The organism is Candidatus Electronema sp. PJ, from assembly GCF_048287395.1.
Lineage (GTDB): Bacteria > Desulfobacterota > Desulfobulbia > Desulfobulbales > Desulfobulbaceae > Electronema.
Genome location: NZ_JBLWEO010000056.1, coordinates 1 through 20,835, shown reverse-complemented (window position 1 = coordinate 20,835; position 20,835 = coordinate 1). Strand labels below are relative to the sequence as shown.

22 protein-coding genes and 1 tRNA gene are annotated in these 20,835 nt (G+C 54.2%); 12 read left to right on the top strand and 11 right to left on the bottom strand.

Features of this window, described 5'->3' with window-relative positions:
- Positions 1–35: 35 nt before the first annotated feature.
- From ACNKIB_RS08695 to ACNKIB_RS08675, 5 genes are all read left to right on the top strand, one after another.
- Positions 36–1,154, top strand: coding sequence for a hypothetical protein (locus tag ACNKIB_RS08695; RefSeq protein WP_417910150.1), 1,119 nt, complete (start codon positions 36–38; stop codon positions 1,152–1,154).
- Between the two features lie 65 nt (positions 1,155–1,219).
- Positions 1,220–2,245 carry a Holliday junction branch migration DNA helicase RuvB gene (ruvB, locus tag ACNKIB_RS08690; RefSeq protein ID WP_417910149.1) on the top strand — a complete coding sequence of 342 codons (1,026 nt, stop codon included), beginning with the start codon at positions 1,220–1,222 and terminating at the stop codon, positions 2,243–2,245.
- A 60-nt stretch (positions 2,246–2,305) separates the two neighbouring features.
- Positions 2,306–3,907, top strand: a complete 1,602-nt coding sequence (locus tag ACNKIB_RS08685) for a leucyl aminopeptidase (protein ID WP_417910148.1) — start codon at positions 2,306–2,308, stop codon at positions 3,905–3,907.
- A gap of 38 nt (positions 3,908–3,945) precedes the next feature.
- Complete coding sequence (fbp, locus tag ACNKIB_RS08680) at positions 3,946–4,956, top strand: class 1 fructose-bisphosphatase (RefSeq protein ID WP_417910147.1); 1,011 nt, start codon at positions 3,946–3,948, stop codon at positions 4,954–4,956.
- A 111-nt stretch (positions 4,957–5,067) separates the two neighbouring features.
- Positions 5,068–5,208 (top strand): hypothetical protein, encoded by a 141-nt coding sequence (locus ACNKIB_RS08675; protein ID WP_417910146.1) that lies wholly within the window; start codon positions 5,068–5,070, stop codon positions 5,206–5,208.
- A gap of 42 nt (positions 5,209–5,250) precedes the next feature.
- Here the strand turns inward: ACNKIB_RS08675 and ACNKIB_RS08670 are convergent, their stop codons facing one another.
- From ACNKIB_RS08670 to ACNKIB_RS08655, 4 genes are all read right to left on the bottom strand, one after another.
- Entirely contained in the window at positions 5,251–6,021 is a 771-nt protein-coding gene (locus tag ACNKIB_RS08670; RefSeq protein WP_417910145.1) for a YdcF family protein, read from the bottom strand.
- Entirely contained in the window at positions 6,018–6,806 is a 789-nt protein-coding gene (locus ACNKIB_RS08665; RefSeq protein WP_417910144.1) for an RNA methyltransferase, read from the bottom strand. The genes ACNKIB_RS08670 and ACNKIB_RS08665 overlap by 4 nt, the downstream gene beginning before the upstream one ends.
- A gap of 15 nt (positions 6,807–6,821) precedes the next feature.
- Entirely contained in the window at positions 6,822–7,349 is a 528-nt protein-coding gene (locus ACNKIB_RS08660) for a hypothetical protein (RefSeq protein WP_417910143.1), read from the bottom strand.
- 84 nt (positions 7,350–7,433) lie between these two features.
- Positions 7,434–7,523, bottom strand: a tRNA-Ser gene (locus tag ACNKIB_RS08655).
- 260 nt (positions 7,524–7,783) lie between these two features.
- Here ACNKIB_RS08655 and ACNKIB_RS08650 point away from each other — a divergent pair.
- From ACNKIB_RS08650 to htpX, 4 genes are all read left to right on the top strand, one after another.
- Entirely contained in the window at positions 7,784–8,188 is a 405-nt protein-coding gene (locus ACNKIB_RS08650) for an LEA type 2 family protein (RefSeq protein ID WP_417910142.1), read from the top strand.
- 79 nt (positions 8,189–8,267) lie between these two features.
- Positions 8,268–8,885 carry a hypothetical protein gene (locus ACNKIB_RS08645; RefSeq protein WP_417910141.1) on the top strand — a complete coding sequence of 206 codons (618 nt, stop codon included), beginning with the start codon at positions 8,268–8,270 and terminating at the stop codon, positions 8,883–8,885.
- Positions 8,886–9,323: 438 nt separating this feature from the next.
- Positions 9,324–10,442 (top strand): serine hydrolase domain-containing protein, encoded by a 1,119-nt coding sequence (locus ACNKIB_RS08640; protein WP_417910140.1) that lies wholly within the window; start codon positions 9,324–9,326, stop codon positions 10,440–10,442.
- Positions 10,443–10,968: 526 nt separating this feature from the next.
- The gene (htpX, locus tag ACNKIB_RS08635; RefSeq protein WP_417910139.1) at positions 10,969–11,844 is read left to right on the top strand and encodes a protease HtpX; all 876 of its coding nucleotides are present in this window, start codon (positions 10,969–10,971) and stop codon (positions 11,842–11,844) included.
- Between the two features lie 14 nt (positions 11,845–11,858).
- Here htpX and ACNKIB_RS08630 read toward each other — a convergent pair whose 3' ends face one another.
- Complete coding sequence (locus tag ACNKIB_RS08630; protein ID WP_417910138.1) at positions 11,859–12,104, bottom strand: hypothetical protein; 246 nt, start codon at positions 12,102–12,104, stop codon at positions 11,859–11,861.
- Positions 12,105–12,238: 134 nt separating this feature from the next.
- On the opposite strand from ACNKIB_RS08630, the gene metX reads away from it, so the two are divergent.
- Together metX and metW are read left to right on the top strand one after the other, a co-directional pair.
- Positions 12,239–13,351 (top strand): homoserine O-acetyltransferase MetX, encoded by a 1,113-nt coding sequence (gene metX / locus ACNKIB_RS08625; protein WP_417910137.1) that lies wholly within the window; start codon positions 12,239–12,241, stop codon positions 13,349–13,351.
- Positions 13,348–14,022, top strand: a complete 675-nt coding sequence (metW, locus tag ACNKIB_RS08620; RefSeq protein WP_417910136.1) for a methionine biosynthesis protein MetW — start codon at positions 13,348–13,350, stop codon at positions 14,020–14,022. The genes metX and metW overlap by 4 nt, the downstream gene beginning before the upstream one ends.
- Here metW and ACNKIB_RS08615 read toward each other — a convergent pair.
- The 3 genes from ACNKIB_RS08615 to ACNKIB_RS08605 all read right to left on the bottom strand — a co-directional run bounded on the left by ACNKIB_RS08615 (position 14,012) and on the right by ACNKIB_RS08605 (position 18,864).
- Positions 14,012–15,547, bottom strand: a complete 1,536-nt coding sequence (locus tag ACNKIB_RS08615; RefSeq protein ID WP_417910135.1) for a glycosyltransferase family 39 protein — start codon at positions 15,545–15,547, stop codon at positions 14,012–14,014. The two genes, metW and ACNKIB_RS08615, sit on opposite strands and share 11 nt — an antisense overlap.
- Before the next feature lie 238 nt (positions 15,548–15,785).
- Positions 15,786–17,678, bottom strand: a complete 1,893-nt coding sequence (gene mnmG / locus ACNKIB_RS08610; RefSeq protein WP_417910134.1) for a tRNA uridine-5-carboxymethylaminomethyl(34) synthesis enzyme MnmG — start codon at positions 17,676–17,678, stop codon at positions 15,786–15,788.
- A 73-nt stretch (positions 17,679–17,751) separates the two neighbouring features.
- On the bottom strand, positions 17,752–18,864 hold the full coding sequence (locus tag ACNKIB_RS08605; RefSeq protein ID WP_417910133.1) for a carboxypeptidase regulatory-like domain-containing protein: 1,113 nt from the start codon (positions 18,862–18,864) through the stop codon (positions 17,752–17,754).
- Positions 18,865–19,025: 161 nt separating this feature from the next.
- Between ACNKIB_RS08605 and ACNKIB_RS08600 the strand changes: the two genes are divergently transcribed.
- Positions 19,026–19,178: a hypothetical protein gene (locus ACNKIB_RS08600; protein ID WP_417910132.1), complete on the top strand. Its 153-nt coding sequence runs from the start codon at positions 19,026–19,028 to the stop codon at positions 19,176–19,178.
- Here the strand turns inward: ACNKIB_RS08600 and ACNKIB_RS08595 are convergent.
- The 3 genes from ACNKIB_RS08595 to ACNKIB_RS08585 form a co-directional block, all read right to left on the bottom strand.
- Complete coding sequence (locus ACNKIB_RS08595) at positions 19,155–19,289, bottom strand: hypothetical protein (protein WP_417910131.1); 135 nt, start codon at positions 19,287–19,289, stop codon at positions 19,155–19,157. The two genes, ACNKIB_RS08600 and ACNKIB_RS08595, sit on opposite strands and share 24 nt — an antisense overlap.
- A gap of 223 nt (positions 19,290–19,512) precedes the next feature.
- Positions 19,513–20,463 (bottom strand): hypothetical protein, encoded by a 951-nt coding sequence (locus ACNKIB_RS08590; protein WP_417910130.1) that lies wholly within the window; start codon positions 20,461–20,463, stop codon positions 19,513–19,515.
- Positions 20,464–20,663: 200 nt separating this feature from the next.
- Positions 20,664–20,835: C25 family cysteine peptidase (locus ACNKIB_RS08585; protein ID WP_417910185.1), on the bottom strand; the 172-nt coding region annotated here is incomplete at its 5' end.

Genomic DNA, 20,835 nt, shown 5'->3' with positions numbered 1-20,835 from the left:
ATCATTCTTGCATGGAGGACAGAATGAGAGCACTGATGAAGCATGTACTTTTCTTGATTGCGCTGCTGGTGGCTGTAGGCACGGCGCAGGCTGACTGGGAGCAGGTGGGAGAGGCGGACTTCTCAGCTGGTGAGGCCTTGGATATCAGCCTTGCCTTGGATAGTAGCGGTACACCCTATGTCGCCTATACGGACTGGGGAGACGGCTGCATGGCCCAGGCCAGCGTGATGCGGTTCAACGGGACAAACTGGGAGCAAGTGGGTGCACCATGCTTCTCGGCACCCTGGGCCTGGTATACCAGCCTTGCCATAGACAGCAGCGGCAGGCCCTATATTGCTTATACGAACGGTAGGGCTAATGTGATGCGGTTCAACGGCACTGCTTGGGAGCAGGTCGGAGAGGCGGACTTCTCAGCTGGTGAGGCCTGGCATCTTAGCCTTGCCTTAGATCGCAGTGGCAGGCCCTATGTTGCTTATAGTGATCGATGGGACGGCAAAGGCAAGGCTAGCGTAATGCGATTCAATGGCACAACCTGGGAGCAAGTGGGAAAAAAGGCCTTCTCTATATGCGAGTACTGGTACTGTGGTATCAGCCTTGCCTTAGATAGCAGCGACACACCATACATTGCCTATACTGCCAAGGCCAATCGCGGCAAGGCCAGCGTGATGCGGTTCAACGGCACTGCTTGGGAGTATGTAGGAAAGAAGGCACTCCCCGCCTGGTATACCACCCTTGCCCTAGATAGCAGCGACAGACCTTATGTTGTCTACTCTATGTATGGTGGCAAGTTCAGCGTAATGCGCTTCAACGGTACTGCCTGGAAGAATGTGGGAAAGAAGGGCTTCTCCATAGTAGGCGGTGCCCAGGAGAGCAGTCTTGTCCTAGATAGCAATGGTACGCCCTATTTCGCCTATATGGACTGGGGCAACGGTGGCAAGGCCAGCGTGATACGCTTCAATGGTACAAGCTGGGAGCAGGTGGGCAAAAGCCTCTCCGCAGTTACGGCCTGGTATAACAGCTTTGCCCTAGACAGCAGCGGCACGCCATACATCGCCTATATGAATGAAGCCAACGGCGGCAAGGCCAGCGTGATGCGATTTGTGGCCGATAATCCTGGCCCATGTCCATCCTGCCCGTATCCTGGGGAGATGTAGTTGTGCGCAGCACGAGCAGGCAGGCAAACAACGCACCCCTCTTTCACCAAACACCATAGGAACGCATGAAGCACGAGGAAGAGCTGACTGGCAAGCGGATCGTTGAAGGTCGCAAACTGGCAGATGAGGTAGCCCCAGAAGTCAGTTTGCGACCGCAGCGGCTCGCTGAATACATTGGCCAGGAGCAGGTGAAGAGCAGCCTGCGGGTCTTCATCGAGGCAGCCCGGCGGCGCAACGAGGCCCTGGATCATGTCCTCTTTCATGGCTTCCCTGGCCTGGGCAAGACGACCTTGGCCTACATCATCGCCAACGAGATGGGCGCAGGCATCAAGACCACCTCTGGCCCAGTGATTGAGCGGGCAGGTGATCTGGCCGCCATCCTTACCAGCCTGCAAGCTGGCGACGTGCTCTTCATTGACGAGATCCACCGCCTCAACCATACTATTGAGGAGATTCTCTATCCAGCCATGGAGGACTACCAGCTCGATCTGGTCATTGGTCAGGGGCCAGGTGCCCGCTCGGTGAAGATTGACCTGCCGCCCTTCACGCTCGTGGGCGCAACCACCCGCACCGGCCTGCTCACCCCGCCTCTGCGCGACCGCTTTGGTGTGCTGCTGCGCTTGGAGTTCTACGCACCTGAAGAGCTGGTGACGATAGTCACGCGCACAGCACGGCTCTTGGGTATTGGCATCAGCGAAGACGGTGCGCTGGAGATAGGTCGTCGCTCGCGGGGAACGCCGCGTATTGCCAACCGTCTGCTGCGCCGGGTGCGGGACTGCGCTGAGGTAGCAGGCAACGTGGTAATCAACGCAGAGGTGGCGGACAAGGCCTTGAACATGCTGGCGGTTGACCGCCATGGTCTAGACGAAATGGATCGCCGCATCCTTCTTACCCTGATTGACCGCTTCCAGGGTGGCCCGATTGGCCTGGAGACCCTGGCCACAGCGGTCTGCGAGGAGAAGAACACCCTCGAAGATGTCTATGAACCCTTCCTGATCCAGTCTGGCTTCCTGATGCGCACTCCGAGAGGGAGAATGGCCACAGCTGCTGCGTATCAGCACTTTGGCAGGGAGGAGCAGCAGCAGGCTTGAGCGGCTAAAAGCAGGTTCATCCGCAATGAACTGTTTAAGCCAGTGCGCGAGCAGGGTATAATGGCTGCCGACCAGAAGCAGGCAGCCAGAACCATCCAAAGGAGGACACAACCGATGAAGATAGAGCTAAACAAGGCAGAGCTGGAGCAGTTTGACGGTGATTTGCTGGTGTATTTCCTGAAAGAGACTGGGGGCAACGCAGTGCTCTGTCCCTGCAAGGTACTCCGGCGGAACATCAAATACGCCTGGAAGAGTGGCGACTTCTCTGGCAAGAAGGGCGAGACCTTCCTCTTCTATCCCTCTGCTGCCAGCAAAGATATCAAACATAACTTGGCAGCTGGCCGGGTACTGGCAGTTGGGCTGGGTAAGATCAGCGAGCAGGCGGATGCCCTGCGTGAACAGCTTCGCTTGGCAGCGGGGACAGCGGCGCAGCAGGCCGCAAGCCTGAAGGTGAAGAGCCTGCTGGCGGTTTTGCCGGAAAACACCGGCCTCTCTGATGCGGACGTGGCAGAGTGTATCAGCGAGGGCCTGCTGCTCGGCAGCTACCGCTTTGACCGTCATAAAAGTAAGAAGAAGGACGACGAGCCAGTCACCAAGATCGAGGCAATGGCTCTTCATGCTGCTGACCTTGATCAGGATGCAGTCAAGCAGGGACTGCACCGGGGCGAGCGGGCAGCCAAGGCGGTCTGCGCGGCCAGGGATATGGCCAACGAGCCGGGCAATGTCTGGACACCTAAACGCTTTGCCGAGTTCGGTGAGAAGCTGGCCAAAGAGCATGGCCTCGAATGCACGGTCATCAATAAGCCAGAGATGCGCAAGCTCGGCATGGGTGGCCTGCTCGGAGTGAGTCAAGGCTCGGCCCAACAGCCGAAACTGGTGGTTCTCCGCTATCAAGGCAGTGAAGAAAAGAAAGCTCCCACCCTGATGCTGGTTGGCAAGGGCCTGACCTTTGATTCTGGTGGCATTAGCCTGAAGTCACCGCTCCACATGGAGGAGATGAAGTACGACATGTGCGGCGGGGCCGCTGTCATCTGCGCTCTCCAGGCCATTGCTGAGGAGAAGCTGAAAGGCATCAACGTGGTGGCCTTGATTCCTGCTGCTGAGAACCTGCCGTCCGCTACTGCCCTGAAGCCTGGCGACATCATCACCCACTTTGGCGGCCTTACCTCGGAGATTGTCAACACGGACGCGGAAGGGCGACTGATTCTCGCGGATGCCCTGGCCTATGGCATCGCCACTTATAAGCCTACGGCTGTGGTTGATCTCGCCACCTTGACTGGTGCGGTGATCATCGGCCTGGGCCATCATCGCAGCGGCCTGCTTGCCACCCATGAGGAGCTGGCTAGCCAGCTTACTGCTGCTGCTGAACGCGCTGGCGAGCCGGTTTGGAGGCTACCACTGGGGCCAGAATACTCCAAGCAGATCAAATCAACGGTTGCAGACATCAAGAACAGCGGTGGTAAGGAGGCAGGCACGATCACTGCGGCAGCCTATTTGCAGGAGTTTGTCGGCGACACGCCTTGGGCGCATCTCGACATCGCAGGCACGGCCTGGAGCTTCACCGAGAAAAGCTACGTGCCCAAAGGACCGTCCGGGATTGGCGTGCGCACCCTGCTCAATCTGGTGCGTGCCTGGCAGCCTATCGCCACCAAGCAGCCTTGAATCTCAAATCACTCTGAACATACCGCAAGGAGAGCGCAATGCCAAAACGGAAGGGCATTACCGTCAGTCGCCAGATCATGGACAGCCAGCACAGCCACCCAGAAGCCACGGGCGAGCTGACCGGCCTGCTCAACGACCTGATTGTGGCGGCCAAGATCATCAGTGCAGAGGTTAACATGGCGGGTCTGGCCGGTATCCTGGGGCAGTCAGGCCAGATTAACGTCCAAGGCGAGCAGGTGCAGAAGTTAGACGACTTTGCTAATCTGACCATTAAGCGGCGGATGGAGCAGTGCGGCTATGTCTGCATCATGGCTTCGGAAGAGGATGAAGGCGCAATTCCCGTGCTGGACGGCTACGCGGGCAAATACACGGTGGCCTTTGATCCGCTGGATGGTTCGTCCAACATTGACGTGAATGTCAGCATTGGTACCATCTTTTCCATTCACCGCCGCAAGAGCGAGGGCGTGCAGGGACAGGTTGCTGACCTCCTCCAGACAGGCCGCGAGCAGGTGGCAGCAGGCTACATTATCTACGGCTCCAGCACCATGCTGGTTTATACGGTCGGCGAGGGTGTGCAAGGCTTCACCCTTGATCCCAGCGTGGGCGAGTTCTTCCTCTCGCATCCTGACATCAAGATCCCGCCGAAGGCCAAGTATTACAGCATCAATGAAGCCTATTCCCGCTACTGGCACGACAATACCCGCGCCTATATCGAGCAGCTGAAAGAGCTGGATGAGCGCGGCGAACGCTCCTACAGCCTGCGCTACATCGGCTCGCTGGTGGCGGACTTCCACCGCAACCTAATCAAAGGCGGGGTCTTTGTTTATCCCAGAGACCGAAAGAGTGGCAAAGGCAAGCTGCGCCTGCTTTACGAGGCTGCACCGCTGGCCTTGTTGGTTGAACAGGCAGGTGGCCGAGCGATTGACGATGAGGGCCGCAATATCCTTGATCTTCAGCCGCTGGACCTGCATCAGCGGGTGCCGCTGATCATCGGCTCCAAGGAAGAAGTGGATTTGGCGGCGCAGTATTTTAAAAAGCCCTCGGCCTAAGAGGAGTACGGCTCGTTGGCCAAGGAGTTTGGCTCGGTCAGCAAGGAGTTATAGTCGGCCAGAGAGGAGTTCTGCCGACTTGCAAAGGAGTGTTACTCGGTAAGAAAGAAGTTGGAGTCGGCAACAAAGGAGTTCGGCTTGGCCAAACTCCTTTCCTATCAAGCCGCAAAGGAGTCTTGCCGACCTGGAAAGGAGTTGTACTCGGCAGAAGAGGAATTTTGCCGAGTACCAAAGGAGTTTGGCCGACTATAACTCCTTTATAAACGAGTAAGAAAGCAGTCTCAAGAGCGAAGATTAGCCGCGCACACAGCTCCACAGGCTGCCTAGCCATTCATACATGACTTGCTGGGATAATTGCAGATTAAAGCACGAGGGCAACAGGTTACTGGAAGAGAGCCGCTGCTGGTCTTTTAAAATAAAATCAGTGGGTGCGGCGAGTGGCTTCAGGCCTGCATCTTGAAAGACCTGCATGGCCCGGCGCATGTGCGCTGCTGAAGTGACCAGGACAAACGGCGCATCCTTGAGCAAGGGTTTGAGGAAGCGCGCCTCTTCGACGGTATCGCGGGGCCGGTCTTCAATCACCAGTCTGCCGCCGTCAACGCCGAGCTGACGGGCTGTTCGGCCCACTACTACCGCATTGGCCAGGGAATCTTCCTGATTTACCCCGCCGCTGACCACCAGCCAAGACTCTGGCAGCTCGCGATGCAGGCGGATCCCCTCAAAGAGGCGGTAGAGCGAGGCTGTACCCAGCTGGCCGGTTTCTGGTACCCCTGGATCACTGATGTGTGAGCTACCCAAGACCACTACAAACTTGATCTGCTGCCGCTGTTGTTCAGAGATTTTCTCGACATGCAAAGGTGGATACTGTCGTTCGAGCGCGTACAGCCTGCTGCGGGCAGGCAGGCCGTAGCCAAAGAGGCAAAAGATGCCAAGGCTAGCCAGCAAGGCGATAATGGCCAGTCTCCGCAGCTTGAGCAGGACAAAGATTAGGCCGAGCAGGAGGAATAGCAGGCCCAAAGGCAGCGGCATAAGAAAGGGGGTCAAGAAGCGAGCCAGGGTGATCATGGGGAGTTAGAGTCTGCGGTAGCCTTCTCAGGTGCTACCCAGCCTTGGCCGCCACTGTGCCAAAGAAATTTCCGGCATACCCCCCTGATCAAGCTGGCTTCCTTCTTCTTAATCCGGGTGCGGCTGAGAAACTGGCGGATGTTGCGCATCCAGTAGCTGCGGTTGGTGTCACGGATAAAGCTGATCCTGGTTAGAGCTTGCTCGATATGCTCGTACATGCCCTCTAACTCATGGGAATTAGCGTAACCACTGCTGCTCGTCGTTTGGCCAGGGTTTCCTGCGGCCATAAACAGCTCATAGCAGCAGATAGCCACAGCCTGAGCCAAGTTGAGTGAGGAAAAATCGGCGGTAGGGATAGTCGAAGTGAACTGACAGAGGTCAAGGTCTTCGTTGGCCAGGCCACTGCTTTCTGGGCCAAACATCAAGGCCACTCGATTGCCTGCGGTAAGCAGTGGCACGAGCTGGCTCATCACTTCACGCGGTGGCTTGTCTTCTACGGTTCGGTATTTGCCTTGGCGAGCTGTAGTCGCGACCAGAAAATGATAGGGCGCAGCCGCTGTCCGGCTGTCCGGGACAAGCTGAAGCTGCTCAATCAGATGGGCGGCCTTGTGGGTAGCCATCTTCAGCATTCGCTCCTGATCAGGCGGCTCGTCAGCGACCACGGTCAGGTGTTCAATACCAAAGTTACAGGCAATGCGAGCTGCTGCGCCAATGTTCTCTGGATACTTAGGCCGCACCAAAATCAATCCACTACCGGGCAGCATCGCCACCAGTTGTTCAGACAAGATGTTGCTTGCTCCTTAGAGATTGGCCGGGTCGTCTAGCTCAAGACGATGCTTGCCATGCGGCTGCGTCTTCTGCTCGGAAGAGTGCGTGGCAACCGGAGTGCTGGAGGTGATCCGCTTAAAGAAGGGGATGATGCCCTTCTCGGCATTGCGCATCTCTTCTTCAGCTTCACGGAGCGTGATCTGCCAAACCGGGGCAAAGCCAGGCGACTTCTCAAACATTATCTCTGCGGCCTTTTGATAGACCTGGGCTTGGCGGAGTTCCTGCTTATTCGGCTTTTGGTTCAACACCTGAATCATGTTGCGGAGGTTATCGCGTTCTTGGCGAAGCAAGTTCATTTCCTCCTTGCGCCGCTCATTCTCTGCGGATTCAATCTCAAATTTAGTCTGGAGATGTTCCCGCAGCTTGCGCAGGTCCTTATGCAGTACCCGCACCTTGACCATTGACCGGATCCAGAAAGCCAGAGCAACCAGCAAACCAACCAGCAGCCCCCGCACAAAGAGATTGGCAAACAGTTCAGCAATCCAACTTGTTTCTTCCATGACAGACCTCGCAAATGTGAGTTGGGTAACAAGGGGCGGCAATGTTCTGCCTGTCCAAGGAGCAGAGTATGAGAAAGGAAGAACTGGCGGAGGGACAGGGATTCGAACCCTGGGCGGGGTTGCCCCCGCAACGGTTTTCGAGACCGTCCCGTTCAGCCGCTCCGGCATCCCTCCCGTTCCCTGCTATTTACCCAGAAAAAGCCTATCCGTCAAGCAGGACAAGCAGTTGACAAGCACTTAAAATACATTTACTCTTTTATGAAGCGCATTCAGGGTTTGCCAGATGCTCTTCTCTGCTTGCCCTTTCGAGAACAACCTCACCGCCGCCCTATATGAAAACACGCTGCCGTTCCACCGTTATTCTGCTCCTTGCCCTCTCTCTACTCCAGTTGCTCACCGGCTGCAGTTCCCTGTTCTGGAAGAAAAAGACTGCCATGCCAACAGTCTCCCTAGCCAACATGGAACTGCAAGGCATTAAGGGCTTGGAAACCATCTTCCGCCTACAGCTGCGGGTCTTTAATCCTGATGATGAGCCACTGGAGGTACGGGGCTTGACCTGCACCCTGAAAGTCAATGACAAATCCTTTGCTACGGGTATCAGTGATGAGCACGTCACCGTACCTGCCTCTGGCACCGCTACTGTACCTGTGCTGGTCTATGCGGGCATGTTTGAACTCGTAGGCCCTGTGATCGAACTGCTCCAGGATCATGTACAAGCAGGGGGCAAGAAGGAAGTCAAGCCGCTGGCCTATGAGATGACCGGCATGGTCCGCCTTGGGGAAACTGGTGAAGAAAGAATACCTTTCTCACTGAAAGGCAGTTTACCTCCTGAGAAGTAATCATCTTGCAAGGGCAGAGCCATCAGAATAGCTCTACCGACCTATCCAGAGTACCTTCCACAGAAGAGGAGAACGGAGTATGCGCGTGCTGCTGACTTTACCACCTGAGCTGGCTGCGAAGCTGGCTGCAATCTACCAGAAACTCAAAGAGGAGTACAACTGCATTGCTGGGCAAATCTCCCTCACCTGCCAAGACTGCCCTGACAACTGTTGCGATTCCTGGTTCTTTCATCATACCTATAGTGAATGGGCCTGGCTCTGGCAGGGACTCAACCAGCTCGACGAAGCGAGCCTGGCTCGGATTACCGCCCGCGCTGAAGACTATCTTCAACAGAGCGAGGAGCAGCTCGCTGCTGGCCAGACCCCTCGGATTATGTGCCCGCTCAATGAGGAAGGTCGGTGCTGCATCTACGAGCACCGGCTGCTCATCTGCCGAATGCACGGTATTCCTGTGGCCCTAACTCGCCCACAGGACAAGCAGGTACTTCGCTTTCCTGGTTGCTTTCGCTGTCAGAAGATCGTGAAGGAGAAATACTCGAAGCCGGACGAGGCCCCTTTCATGGACCGCACCCATCTCTTTAGCCAACTCGCTGCCCTGGAAGCAGAGTTTCTGGGTGGCAGCGGCCAGCTTTATCCTAAGATCAAAAAGACCATTGCCGAGCTGATCGTACAAGGGCCACCAGCCATCCACTTGTAGAAACGCTGTCCCAGCTGAATACCCATTCCTTACTCAGAGGGATTCTAATCCCTTTGGGTAAGGAATTAGAATAGGAGGGGCCAAGGTATTCTAATACCTCCCACCCTGCTGCTTCTATAGCAAGGGCGGCTCTATCGCCGATGCTCCTTTCCTCGCAAGACACTGCCTCTGCTCCTGTCCACCTCTTTCCCACCTTCTTCGGATTAAGGTAGCGGCCTGTCAGACTGCCGGTTACAATTATTTTTTTATATATACATAGACCTTGTTACTATTGGTTCTGTCAGTTTGTTGATAACTGACGCAACTGCCTTGTTTCGTAGGTTATCTGTTCTTGAATACGGTGTTGATAACTTGTTGAACACTAGGGTGGGCGCATTGCCCGGAACAAGTTATCAACAGGTTGTGAACAAGTTATCAACAGGTTTTCAACAACGCAGCATGGAAAAGCTCCTCAAGCAACTGATCGAGCAGGGCATCAGCGAACAGGTCTTTCCCGGAGCAGCAGCAGCAATAGCGTGCGGCACGGGTACGGCCCGCCGGACCTGGCTGGCCGTGGCAGGCTGGCAAGATCAACGCGATCAGTCTGCTGTAACCGAAGCAACCCTGTTCGATCTTGCTTCTCTTAGTAAGGCCCTGGCCACAGCTCTGCTCTGCTATCACTTCTTTGCCGAAGGCCACCTCCATCCTGACGACACCCTGGCCAAACTCTGGCCAGGCACGCTTCCACCCGATAAACAGCAGATCAGCCTGCGTCGTCTCTTGTCCCATTCTTCTGGCTTGGCAGCCTATCACCCGTGGTTTAAGGAACTTGCACCGGTACCCTGTCAGGACAACAAAGGCCAGCTCTTGCAACGGATTCTCGCTGACCCGTTGGCGTATCCGCCGCAAAGCCGTTGCTTGTATAGTGACTTTGGCTATATCATCCTGGGCCATTTACTGGAAGAGCTAACCGGCAACGATCTTGCCACCAATTTCCGCACCCACATTGCTGGGCCGCTGGGATTAGCGAACGAGCTGGTCTATCACCTTCGACCAGAGGATCGCGCGCGCTGTGCTGCCACTGAGGACTGTAGCTGGCGCGGCAGAATGCTGCGCGGCGAAGTCCATGATGAGCATTGCTGGTTGCTGGGTGGCGTGGCTGGTCATGCGGGCTTGTTTGGCACGATCACGGGCGTACTCCGCCTCTGTGGAGCCATCTTAGATGGCTGGCATAGTCCGAGTGCAGGCTGTAGTTGGGCGGCCTTTCTTCCCAACGGCTTACAACGCCAGCTGCATCAACAGACCTGGTGCCTTGGCTTTGATACACCGACCGCAGGTGCCTCAAGTAGTGGTCGATACTTCTCTATACTGAGCATCGGTCATTTGGGTTATACAGGCACCTCTTTCTGGATAGATAGAGTCAAGGAGGTGGTTGTCGTGTTGTTGACCAACCGGGTACATCCTAGTCGGGACAATGGCAAGATACGCCCGTTTAGGCCGTACTTCCATGACGCGGTGATGGAGAAGCTGCTGAGGGATGAACGCGACAAAAGGCGGGCGGGCAAAAGTCACATCTAGCTGACGTACCCGCCTTCCTGCTTTTCCTTCAACCTTTGCGTCGTAGGGGCAGGCCCCTGTGCCTGCCCTCCTTATTTCAGGGCGAACACAGGGGTTCGCCCCTACAAGATGGATAACCTGGCGCAGGGTAAGGGAATCATTTTATGATGCTCCAGCTGTAGCTGAAGTACCAGTCTTCCTGTTTTTCCAGGAAGAGCATCGAGAATGCTTTTATAAAAAGCATTCTCGATGCGTTGGTACGAGCACTCTAGTGCCTTTGGTACGAGCACTCTAGTGCCTTTGGTACGAGCACTCTAGTGCCTTTGGTACGAGCACTCTGGTGCCTTTGGTACGAGCACCCTGGTGCCTTTGGTACGAGCACCCTGGTGCCTTTGGTACGAGCACCCTCGATGTTTTTTCCTGAGCAGCATCAGCTCACAGGCCAGGCAAGGAGGAAGTTTACCTCTGCCTTTGCCCTTGACAGACCTGGCAGAAGATCGCATAGTTAAGGCAATGCAAACAGCTCTAACCTACACGGAGAAGCGCAATGAAACGAATTATCCTGTTCTTACTCACCAATATCGCAGTCATGTTGGTGCTGTCCGTCAGTGCCCGTATCTTGGGGATTGACAGGTATTTGACTGCTAACGGCCTTAACATGGGGATGCTGCTGGCTTTTGCCGCGTTGATCGGCTTTGGTGGCTCCTTTATCTCCTTGCTGATGTCCAAGATGATGGCTAAGTGGAGCACTGGTGCCAAGGTCATCGAGCAGCCTAGTAATCAAGAAGAAGCCTGGTTGATCGAGACTGTAGCCCGACTGGCCAACAAGGCAGGTTTGCCCATGCCTGAGGTAGCCATCTATGAAGGTGCGGCCAATGCCTTTGCCACTGGGCCGAGCAAGTCAAACTCCTTGGTGGCGGTCTCTACCGGCCTCCTTCAGAGCATGAACCGGCGGCAGGTAGAAGCTGTCCTGGCCCATGAGATGGCCCACGTTGCCAATGGGGATATGGTCACGCTGACCTTAGTGCAGGGCGTGGTTAATACCTTTGTGATCTTCCTTTCGCGTGCTGCTGCCTATGCGGTAGATAACTTCCTGCGCAGCGACGAGGAGGAGTCCAGCGGCCCAGGCCTAACCTATATGCTGATCAGCATAGTCTTTGAGCTGCTCTTTGGCGTGCTCGCCAGCATCGTTGTCCTGTACTTCTCGCGTCAGCGTGAGTATAAGGCAGATGCAGGTGCCGCCGAGCTGATGGGGGACAGACGACCTATGGTTGAAGCCTTACGCGCCTTGGGGGGAATGCAGGCAGGTGAATTGCCCAAAGAGATGGCAGCCAGCGGCATCTCTGGGAACTCGATGAAGGCGATCTTCAGCAGTCACCCGCCGCTGGCAGACAGGATTGCAGCCCTGGAGGCAGGACACTGAGGCTGCGCTTGTCCTTATGCTCTCTTGTTGAAGAAGAGGATGATGCCGGTGAGGGTCACTGTGAGGAGGCCAACAGCTAAGACCATGCCAACATAAGGAGCAAGTATCTCCCAGGTGTGCAGGCTGATAACTAAGTCCTTGATCTCCTTTTCGTAGAGTCCAGCCTTCCTGAACAGGAGCAGGCCGCCACTGCTGGCTGCAAACAGGAACAGGGGTGAAAAGATGATGGCACAGGTACGGTGAAACGTTCTAATCTTCATGTTCTCTCCTAAAAGATACCAGAGGGGCCAGCTTGCCCCGATCATGCCCAAGGCAGGCACAGAGACCTACCATGTCTGCTTGTATGTATCATGCGTGAATTCAGAAGTAAACAGGAAAGGCCAAGGCAGCAGCAATGAGCAGTGCTAGGCAGTATTTTACCTTTGCTGAACCACCCAACCTGATGCCAGTGGAGTGTGGTGCAGAGCTTGGCCCGATTACTTTGGCTTACGAGACCTATGGCACGCTGAGTCCCCAGCAGGATAATGTGGTGCTCGTGCTGCACGCCTTTTCCGGTGACTCCCATGTCGCCAGTCATGAGGACGGAGACAGTAAGGCCAGGGAACCTGGCTGGTGGGAGTTCATGGTCGGGCCAGGCAAGGGCATCGACACCCGCAAATACTTCATCCTCTGCATAAACGTCCTTGGCGGTTGCATGGGCAGCACTGGACCATCATCCCTTAACCCAGCTACTGGCTTGCCTTATGGCATGGACTTCCCGGTGGTCACAGTTAAGGATATGGTGCGGGCACAGAAGATGCTGCTCGATCACCTTGGCATTAGCAGGTTAGTGGCAGTGATTGGTGGCTCTATGGGCGGAATGCAGGCTCTCCAGTGGTGCGCCAGCTACCCAGAGATGGTAGCCTCAGCCGTGCTGCTCGCCACTACCATGCGCCATTCAGCCTTGTCCATTGCCTTTAATGAGATTGCTCGCCAGGCTATCATGGCTGATCCCAAGTGGCAGCAGGGTAGCTACTACGGTGGGGAAGGTCCGGAGCTGGGCTTGGCTGTAGCAAGGATGATCGGTCACGTTACCTATCTCTCAGACGAAGCTATGCGCCGTAAGTTCGGTAGGCGGCTGCAAGATGGCTGCGATCTTGCCTTTGACTTCAACGCCAACTTCCAAGTGGAGAGCTACCTGCACCATCAGGGCGAGAAGTTTGTTCGCCGCTTTGATGCCAACTCCCTGCTCTATATCACCAAGGCGGCTGACTACTTTGACTTCACCACCGTAGAGAGCGACACGCTGACCAACATGGCAGGTATTCGCTTCTTGGTGACTTCCTTCTCTTCTGACTGGCTGTATCCTACCTACCAAGCCAAAGAGCTGGTACGTCTCCTAAAGAAGAACAGTATCGACGTGAGCTTCTGTGAGATTAAGGCAGACAGTGGTCACGACGGCTTTCTTATCCCCAACAGCCGCCTGACCGGGTTGATTGCAGGCTTTCTCAAGAGGGTACAGCTATGAGTGAGATCGCTGAGATGCGCTTTGATCTGCAGGTGATCTCCTCTTGGATCAGTCCAGGCAGCCGCGTACTCGACTTAGGCTGTGGCAGGGGGGATCTGCTCTTCTACCTGCAACACCAGAAGCAGGTGCGCGGCGTAGGCATTGAGCTGGATGAGGATAATGCTGCCTTCTGTATTGCCCGTGGCTTGTCAGTACTGCACGGTGACTTAATCGAGGAGGTGGCTGACTACCCAGAGAACCACTTTGATTACATCGTGCTTAGTCAGACCCTCCAACAGGTCTATGCCCCAGAAAAGCTGTTGACCGTGCTGCTCTCAGTAGGTAGCCGAGTGATCGTCAGCTTCCCTAACTTCAGTCACTGGCGAGTGCGGCTGCAACTGCTTCTCACTGGCGCAGCTCCCCGCAACGAGCAGTTTCCCTATGAGTGGTACAACACGCCTAACATCCGCATCATTACGCTGAAAGACTTCCGCATCTTTGTCCGTAAGATTCATGGTACCATCCTTAAGAAGGTGGCAATCAGTAGCCATCACCACGAGACCCAGGGCAAGGTTGTCCGCAGTCTTCCCAACTGGCGCAGTACCTACGGCATATTTATGATCGCGGGCGGGACGCGGCCCTTGGTTGGCAGAGACCAGCGCAGCGAAGCAGCAGCAGATATCACGGTCTAGCCTCCACCGCCCTAATATCTCCCACCTCCTTAGGTAGCCAACGCAGACCACCTTTGAAGCCCCAGCAGCGAACCAGATATAACGTGCGTACCGCCTCTCTGCCAAACCAGGGGGAGTGACGGTACAGGACTATCTTTTGTTCCGGTGCTACCCGCTTGAAGACCTGCCGTAGGATGGCATCCATCCCCTTGTATTCATGCACACCAACCGCGTCCATACCAAGCAGCATCTGGTCATCAAACCAGAAGTCATAGACATTAGGCCGCGACCAGCGGTTGACCGACACGGTGCGTGGCTGGCCTTGCATATAGAACGCCAGCTCGCTGGCAACCTGGTAGCGCAGGCCAAAGACAAAGGTCTGCTCAGGCCGCTGCATGGTGCGGAGAGCCTGGTCAACCGTCTGAGCAAGCTCGTCCCAACCCTTAGTCTCCTGCGCGGTTCGATCCCATTGCACAGGCACCGGTAGTACCGGCGACCAGAGCTGGAGCATGACTCCAGCGGAGATCAGCATAGCAAGACCAACAGCGCAGTACCAGAGGCGCGAGCCTGCGCTGTTGGCTAGGCTATCCAAGGCGGCAATTAGAATCAGGGCAGTCAGATAAGCAGGCGCAGGCCAGTTGCCATAGATCCGTACATGCAGGGCCAGCAGGCAGAAGACAAGGAAGCCTGGTAGAGATAGCCAGAGCAGGAATCTAATCCGTTCTTCAGGGTGCTGCACTTGCTGCCAAGCAGTCAGCCAACGAGCCAGCAGCAAGAGGAAGATCAGGGGTGAAAGCAACCCTGCCTGGCTGCCGAAGAACTCAGGCAGATAGGCCAGGGTGAAGAACGCGCTGGTGGTATTGGCCCCACCTTGAAACAGGGTATGCCGGAACGTCACCCAGTTATGCTGGGCATTCCAGATGATGACTGGGGTGAAGAGCGATAGCCCAGCGAGCAGGCCCAGCCAAGGCTGCCAGGTCAGCAGCTTGCCCCGCTGTGTCTTGCTGAAGATCAGGCAGCAGAAGAGCGAGGGCAGAAAGAGCAGCATCGTGTATTTGGATAACAATCCAAGGCCGAAGCACAGCCCAGTGCGCAGCCAGTCACGTAACCGGTCGTGCTCCAGGGCAAGGCTAGCGTAATAGCAGGCCGCAGCCCAACAGGGCAAGAGCAGACCGTCTGGTGTGGCGATCAGGGCAGAACCGTTGAGGAGGAGGAGCGACTGGCTGACCAAGGCTACTTGTAAAGCAGTGCGCCAGGAGAACCAACGGGAGGCGAGCAGGCAGAGATAGACCGAGGCGACGCTGATGCCCAGCACGGTTGGCAGGCGGACAGCAAACTCGGTCTGGCCAAAGAGCTGAGTTGCTAGCCAGATCGTCCAGGCAATCATCGGCGGGTGGTCATAATACCCGATGTCGAGATAGCGGCTCCACTGCCAGTAATTGGCCTCGTCTGGCGTGAGCAGGAACTGGCCGCTGATCAGCAGCCGCAGCGCAAGGCCAAGCGCAAGAACCAGCCAGGTCAGGCGGTGAGAAGAAGGTTCAGTCATTGGTGCGTGCTGCATTCAGGTTGGTTCAATATGTTGCCCGGATGTGCTGCGATACATTGCCGCACCCTAGTGCGGCGGAGAGTCCCATTAGTATGCAACGCTCTGTTCCATTAGTATGGAACACTCTGCCCCATTACTATGGGACGATGCATTCCATTACTATGAGACGGATGGTTACACTAGGGTGCGGCGGATGGCCTCAGCAGGCTGTGACCAAAGGCTTGCGTGCGCTGCTAGTTCAAAGCCGACCCATCTTTTTCAGATGGACTTGCAATACTGAGATCGCTGCTGGGGTTATGCCGGAAATCCTCGACGCTTGCCCTAGGGACAGTGGCCTGATCCGGTTTAACTTCTCCACTACCTCATTGGATAAGCCGGACAAGCCCTTGTACTGGAGGTCATCGGGTAAGCGGGTGCGCTCCAGCTTGCGGAAGCGGTCAACCTGCTCTTGCTGACGCTTAATGTAGCCGGAGTATTTAACTTGTAGCTCGATTTCCTCGAGCACACTGCAATCATCTTCACTAAAAGGCAGTTCGGTACCGCTGGCGTGCACAAGCTGGTGCAGAGTAACCATGCTGATTTCAGGCCGCCGCAACAGCTCGGCCAAGGTCATGGTCTGATTGAGCGGGGTGCTGTGTACTGCGCTCAGGCAGTCGTTCACTGCGGCGGATGGCTTGAGGCGAAGCTGCTCTAACTGGGCCAGCCCATCCGCAATGGCCTGTTTGCGGGCAAGAAACTCTGGCTTTTCCTCTGAGGGAGCAAGGCCAATCGCAAAGCCTATGTCGCGGAGGCGCAAATCAGCGTTATCTTCACGCAAGAGCAAGCGGTATTCGGCCCTGGAAGTAAAGAGACGGTACGGCTCTTTGGTGCCAAGTGTGACCAGATCGTCGATCAGTACGCCAATATAGGCCTGAGAGCGGTCGAGGATCAGCGGCTCCTGACTACGTACGAGATGCACCGCATTAATGCCCGCCATCAGCCCCTGGGCTGCGGCCTCCTCATAGCCTGAGGTGCCGTTGATCTGCCCAGCATGGAAGAGGCCACTGACACGCTTGGTTTCCAGTGAGGGCTTCAGCTCCAGCGGGTCAACATAATCATACTCGATGGCGTAGCCGGGCCGAATGATTCGCGCCTGCTCAAGGCCTGATATGGACCGCACCAGAGCAACCTGGGCCTCGATGGGCAAACTGGTCGGTATGCCGTTGGGATAGACCTCAGAGGTCTCCACGCCTTCTGGTTCGAGGAAGATCTGGTGTCGTCCTTTTTCTGGGAAGCGCATCACCTTGTCTTCAATCGAAGGGCAATACCGGGCACCCACCCCTTCAATGATGCCAGCATAGAGCGGCGACTGGTTAATGAAGCTGCGGATGATAGCGTGTGTGCGCTCATTGGTGTAAGTGATGTGGCAGGGCAGTTGCGGTAAGGCTGGGGTCTGCTGCCTGCGGTGGTTGGCAAAGGAGAACAGCACAGGTGGGTCGTCGCTGTATTGTGGCTCTAAGCCGGAGTAGTCGATGGTTTTGCTGTCGAGGCGCGGCACCGTGCCGGTTTTCATCCTACCGACGTTGAAGCCCTGGTGGCGATACCATTGGGCCAGCTTGGTAGAAGGGCTATCGCCCATGCGTCCAGCTGGGAAGTTCTTCAGACCGATATGAATCAGCCCATTGAGAAACGTACCCGTAGCCACCACCACCGCCCGCACTGGAATAATCTCGTCTAACGAGGTGCGAATGCCCGTGACTCGGCCCTGCTCGGTGAGGATTTCATCAATCACCGCCTGGCGGATGACCAGATTCTGCTGACGTTCCAGCACAGTCTTCATGCGCTGCTGATAGAGCCGTCGATCTGCCTGTGCTCTGGATGAACGCACCGCTGGCCCCTTGCTGGTGTTCAGCCGCCGGAACTGGATACCAGTGGCATCGATGTTCTTCGCCATCTCGCCGCCCAGCGCGTCGATCTCGCGGACTAAATGGCCCTTGGCCAGCCCGCCAATGGCCGGATTACAGGACATGGCCCCGATGGTATCGGCGTTGATCACGCAGACTAAGGTTGTACAGCCCATGCGGGCGGCGGCAAGTGCGGCCTCACAGCCTGCATGGCCCGCGCCAATGACGGCAATGTCGAAATCAATCATAGTGTGTTAGAAAAAAAAGATACTGACAGGAGAGAACTCCTGTCAGCATATCTGAGGAAGCAGGTAGAAGAGTTTACTGACAAACACTAACTGTCTTGCCGTTTATTGCGACGTAATGACACGTTTTCTTGCGAAGGAGAACTTCGTAAACCTGCGTTAGGTTTGGATTATCTTGTAGAGCAGCATCAATATTTGTGCTGTTCACCGAAACTGAATCAGCAGAGCTTATGTTGCGCTTGTCGTTGTAAAACTCACTGATCCCAACACCAGAATAGCTAGTATTCTTTTCATGAAAATGAACTTTATAAGTTCCTGGGGAAGGTAAGCCTTGGACAGTGTACACACCATCCGCATCAGTTATCGCAAAGCCGCGCCAAGTTGGACTACTGCTGTTACAAACAGTAATGGTGCTGTCATCACATACATCAACCCATGCGCCTGCAATGGCTGCCCCTGTTTCTTTATACGTAACCTTGCCGGAAATAGTGCCACCAAGGGCAAGTTGCGCATTAGTGGGCGTATCAGCAAGAGCTACAACAGGCACAGGATTGGCTTCATTCTGAGCTAATTTGTCATCATACCATTCACTCGTGTATGGTGTATAAAATGCGCCAAAATAGACGGTATAATTTCCTGGTAGTAGACCTGTAATCTTATAGGTGCCATCACTTACAGTTGTCGCTACTCCTGCAACGCCAGTACTGTCATACGCATAGACAATAACATTTGCAATGTTGCTATTATCAACAGCACTTGTCACTACGCCAGAGATACTGCCGTTCTCAGCTGGAGTGAGAGCTATATCTTGTAACTGAACAATCTGCTCATTACTTACAGGTACACAATCGGCAGTTCCAAGAGGTATGTCTTTGTCATACCAATTATCAAGATAACCTGTATTAGCCAGATGCAAAGAAGCTATTTTGTAACTGCCTGGGGTTGGCACATTAATTGTATAATTACCATTGCTATCTGTAGAATCACCAGCTATCCAGCCATTGGTATAGCTCGGATTAGGCGAAGTACAGTCAAAAACATCCACCCAAAGGTTGGCAATACCTGTAGTAGGACTTGATGCCTCAACTACCCGCCCGGTGAAGCCGGTCGCTGATTGAGCTGTTACTGGAAAGAAACTTATAGAAAAGAAGAAAAGGAGAAAACACGCTACGGTATGTTTCGTTGTCATGATCGTTTTCCTTGAGCTTATCTTGGTTCTGCTGACATGCAGAAAGCATTTTTGAAAACTATTTTCTCCTTAAATTATAAGGTATTTCGCGGAAGAGAGGCAAGTGTTTATTTAGTAAGCCAACAATCAAGCTGAAGCGGAGAACGAACCGGTTTCTTCTGTTGTGGTGTTTTTCACGTAACTTTGAGTTAATATTCCTTTCTTGCTCGCTGGCAAAGGAGTTTAGCTTGGCAAGAAAGGAGGTTGGCCGACTTGGAGAGGAGTTTTACTCGGCAGCAGAGGAGTCCGGCTTAGTTACAAAGGAGTTTGGCTAAGCCGCAAAGGAGTTCTGCCGAGTAGGAAAGGAGTTTTAGTCGGCCAAACTCCTTTGTGGCTAACCAGGAAAGAAGTTCGGCCAAGCCGAACTCCTCTGCTGCCGAGTACAACTCCTTTGTTGCCGAGCCAAACTCCTTGGCAAACGAGCCGTACTCTTCCCTTGCTTATTTGAACATATCTTCTGCAAGTTGCGAAAGATGCCGCCGAATAGGAGGAGGAAGATCGGGAAAAAATGGTTCATTTTTCACTTCAACCTACTTGCTACTTACTGTAAACCCTTCTTGTTGATTATACAGGATATCTAATCGATATTCCGGCGAGATGAGGATTATCTCAACAGAGTGCAGAGGCAAGCCGTTCGACAGCCTGCACTGCTGTCTGGTCAGGTCGAAAAGCCAGTTCAAACATAGGGATAGTCTGAATTAACGATTCGCAGACAGCTAGCCCTTTATGAGTCCATTCTGGACTATACCAGGGAATAGACACCACTTGCAGCAAGCGACGGAGACCTACAGATGGAGAAAGGCGGGTAACTTTGGTCTCGTTGGCTTGGCTAAGAAAAACTAAGGCAGAAAGAGGGGCATGTTCATTGCAGGCAATGGTACCGCTTCCCAGCCACGGCGTTCCCCAAACCTGCCATGTTGTATTGACTGAGCGAATAATCAAACGATCTTCACTAAAAAGACGATTCTGTGGGGATAAAAGGAATAGGCGACTGAGAGTAGATTTGCCGGTTTGCGATGGGGCGGCAAAGGCTATTCCTTTACCATAAATTGAACCTCCAGCAGCGTGAATAATTAATCCTTGATGATTGATAAAACTGTGCTGAAGCAGGAAGATATTGGATGCTAGTTTGCATGGATCAAATTCTTCTTTTGCATCGTCGTGAATATAATAATTAAATTTGGAAAAATTAAAATCTACGGAAATTCCACAAGATGGCGCAAGAGTATCTTCTGTCGAGAAAAACAGTTGAACATAACCATCTTCTGTACGACAGAAGGCCATGCGTTGCTGAGTAAAAATTTTTCTGGTAAAGTCTCGACAAAGATGTTCTTCTCGACAAGGCGCAATATTAATATCTACATGCCCCATCTCATCGTGAGATGCGATAAATTTTTTATCAGCATCCGGTAAACTTCTATTAAAAATAGGATTATTTTCTGAAACGACAGAGAGTATTAATCCAGCCAGCGAAAAAAACAAGCTGTCCTTCTCAATAAATGGCAATAAATTATTGTTATCCCCTTGTTGGGGACAGATAGATGAATGTGAATTGATCAAGATCTAATTGGGAGTAGTGTAGTACATGGTGGTCCGATCCTACAGTTCCCTAGCACCTGATCAGCAAACAGACTAACAGACCCAAGCTGCGGTCTTTTGTAGGGCAATTTTTTAGAACCGCCTTTTTGTTCAGCTTCTAATGGCTTGGTAACGCTGTTGTCTTTGATTTTCATTTTTTCAATTTTGCTGCTTCCTATTCGCTACCGTTTTGACATGATAAGAGCCGGATCGCCGAGCAGGTTGTAGATGTCGAGGGTGTAGTGACTTTTCGCGCCCTCTGGGCTTTCTGCGTAATGCCGCTTGGCCTGGACCACTGCGTCGCCGAGCCGCTCTGTCGCTGGCTCTGCGAGGCTGGTGTAGAAGCCCTCGGTC

Bases quoted from the DNA above. Each gene is read 5' to 3' on its own strand.
- ACNKIB_RS08695 (WP_417910150.1), top strand. From the start codon at position 36: ATGAAGCATGTACTTTTCTTGATTGCGCTGCTGGTGGCTGTAGGCACG.
- ruvB (WP_417910149.1), top strand. From the start codon at position 1,220: ATGAAGCACGAGGAAGAGCTGACTGGCAAGCGGATCGTTGAAGGTCGC.
- ACNKIB_RS08685 (WP_417910148.1), top strand. From the start codon at position 2,306: ATGGCTGCCGACCAGAAGCAGGCAGCCAGAACCATCCAAAGGAGGACA.
- fbp (WP_417910147.1), top strand. From the start codon at position 3,946: ATGCCAAAACGGAAGGGCATTACCGTCAGTCGCCAGATCATGGACAGC.
- ACNKIB_RS08670 (WP_417910145.1), bottom strand. From the start codon at position 6,021: ATGATCACCCTGGCTCGCTTCTTGACCCCCTTTCTTATGCCGCTGCCT.
- ACNKIB_RS08660 (WP_417910143.1), bottom strand. From the start codon at position 7,349: ATGGAAGAAACAAGTTGGATTGCTGAACTGTTTGCCAATCTCTTTGTG.
- ACNKIB_RS08650 (WP_417910142.1), top strand. From the start codon at position 7,784: ATGCCAACAGTCTCCCTAGCCAACATGGAACTGCAAGGCATTAAGGGC.
- ACNKIB_RS08645 (WP_417910141.1), top strand. From the start codon at position 8,268: ATGCGCGTGCTGCTGACTTTACCACCTGAGCTGGCTGCGAAGCTGGCT.
- ACNKIB_RS08640 (WP_417910140.1), top strand. From the start codon at position 9,324: ATGGAAAAGCTCCTCAAGCAACTGATCGAGCAGGGCATCAGCGAACAG.
- htpX (WP_417910139.1), top strand. From the start codon at position 10,969: ATGAAACGAATTATCCTGTTCTTACTCACCAATATCGCAGTCATGTTG.
- ACNKIB_RS08630 (WP_417910138.1), bottom strand. From the start codon at position 12,104: ATGAAGATTAGAACGTTTCACCGTACCTGTGCCATCATCTTTTCACCC.
- metX (WP_417910137.1), top strand. From the start codon at position 12,239: ATGAGCAGTGCTAGGCAGTATTTTACCTTTGCTGAACCACCCAACCTG.
- metW (WP_417910136.1), top strand. From the start codon at position 13,348: ATGAGTGAGATCGCTGAGATGCGCTTTGATCTGCAGGTGATCTCCTCT.
- ACNKIB_RS08615 (WP_417910135.1), bottom strand. From the start codon at position 15,547: ATGACTGAACCTTCTTCTCACCGCCTGACCTGGCTGGTTCTTGCGCTT.
- mnmG (WP_417910134.1), bottom strand. From the start codon at position 17,678: ATGATTGATTTCGACATTGCCGTCATTGGCGCGGGCCATGCAGGCTGT.
- ACNKIB_RS08605 (WP_417910133.1), bottom strand. From the start codon at position 18,864: ATGACAACGAAACATACCGTAGCGTGTTTTCTCCTTTTCTTCTTTTCT.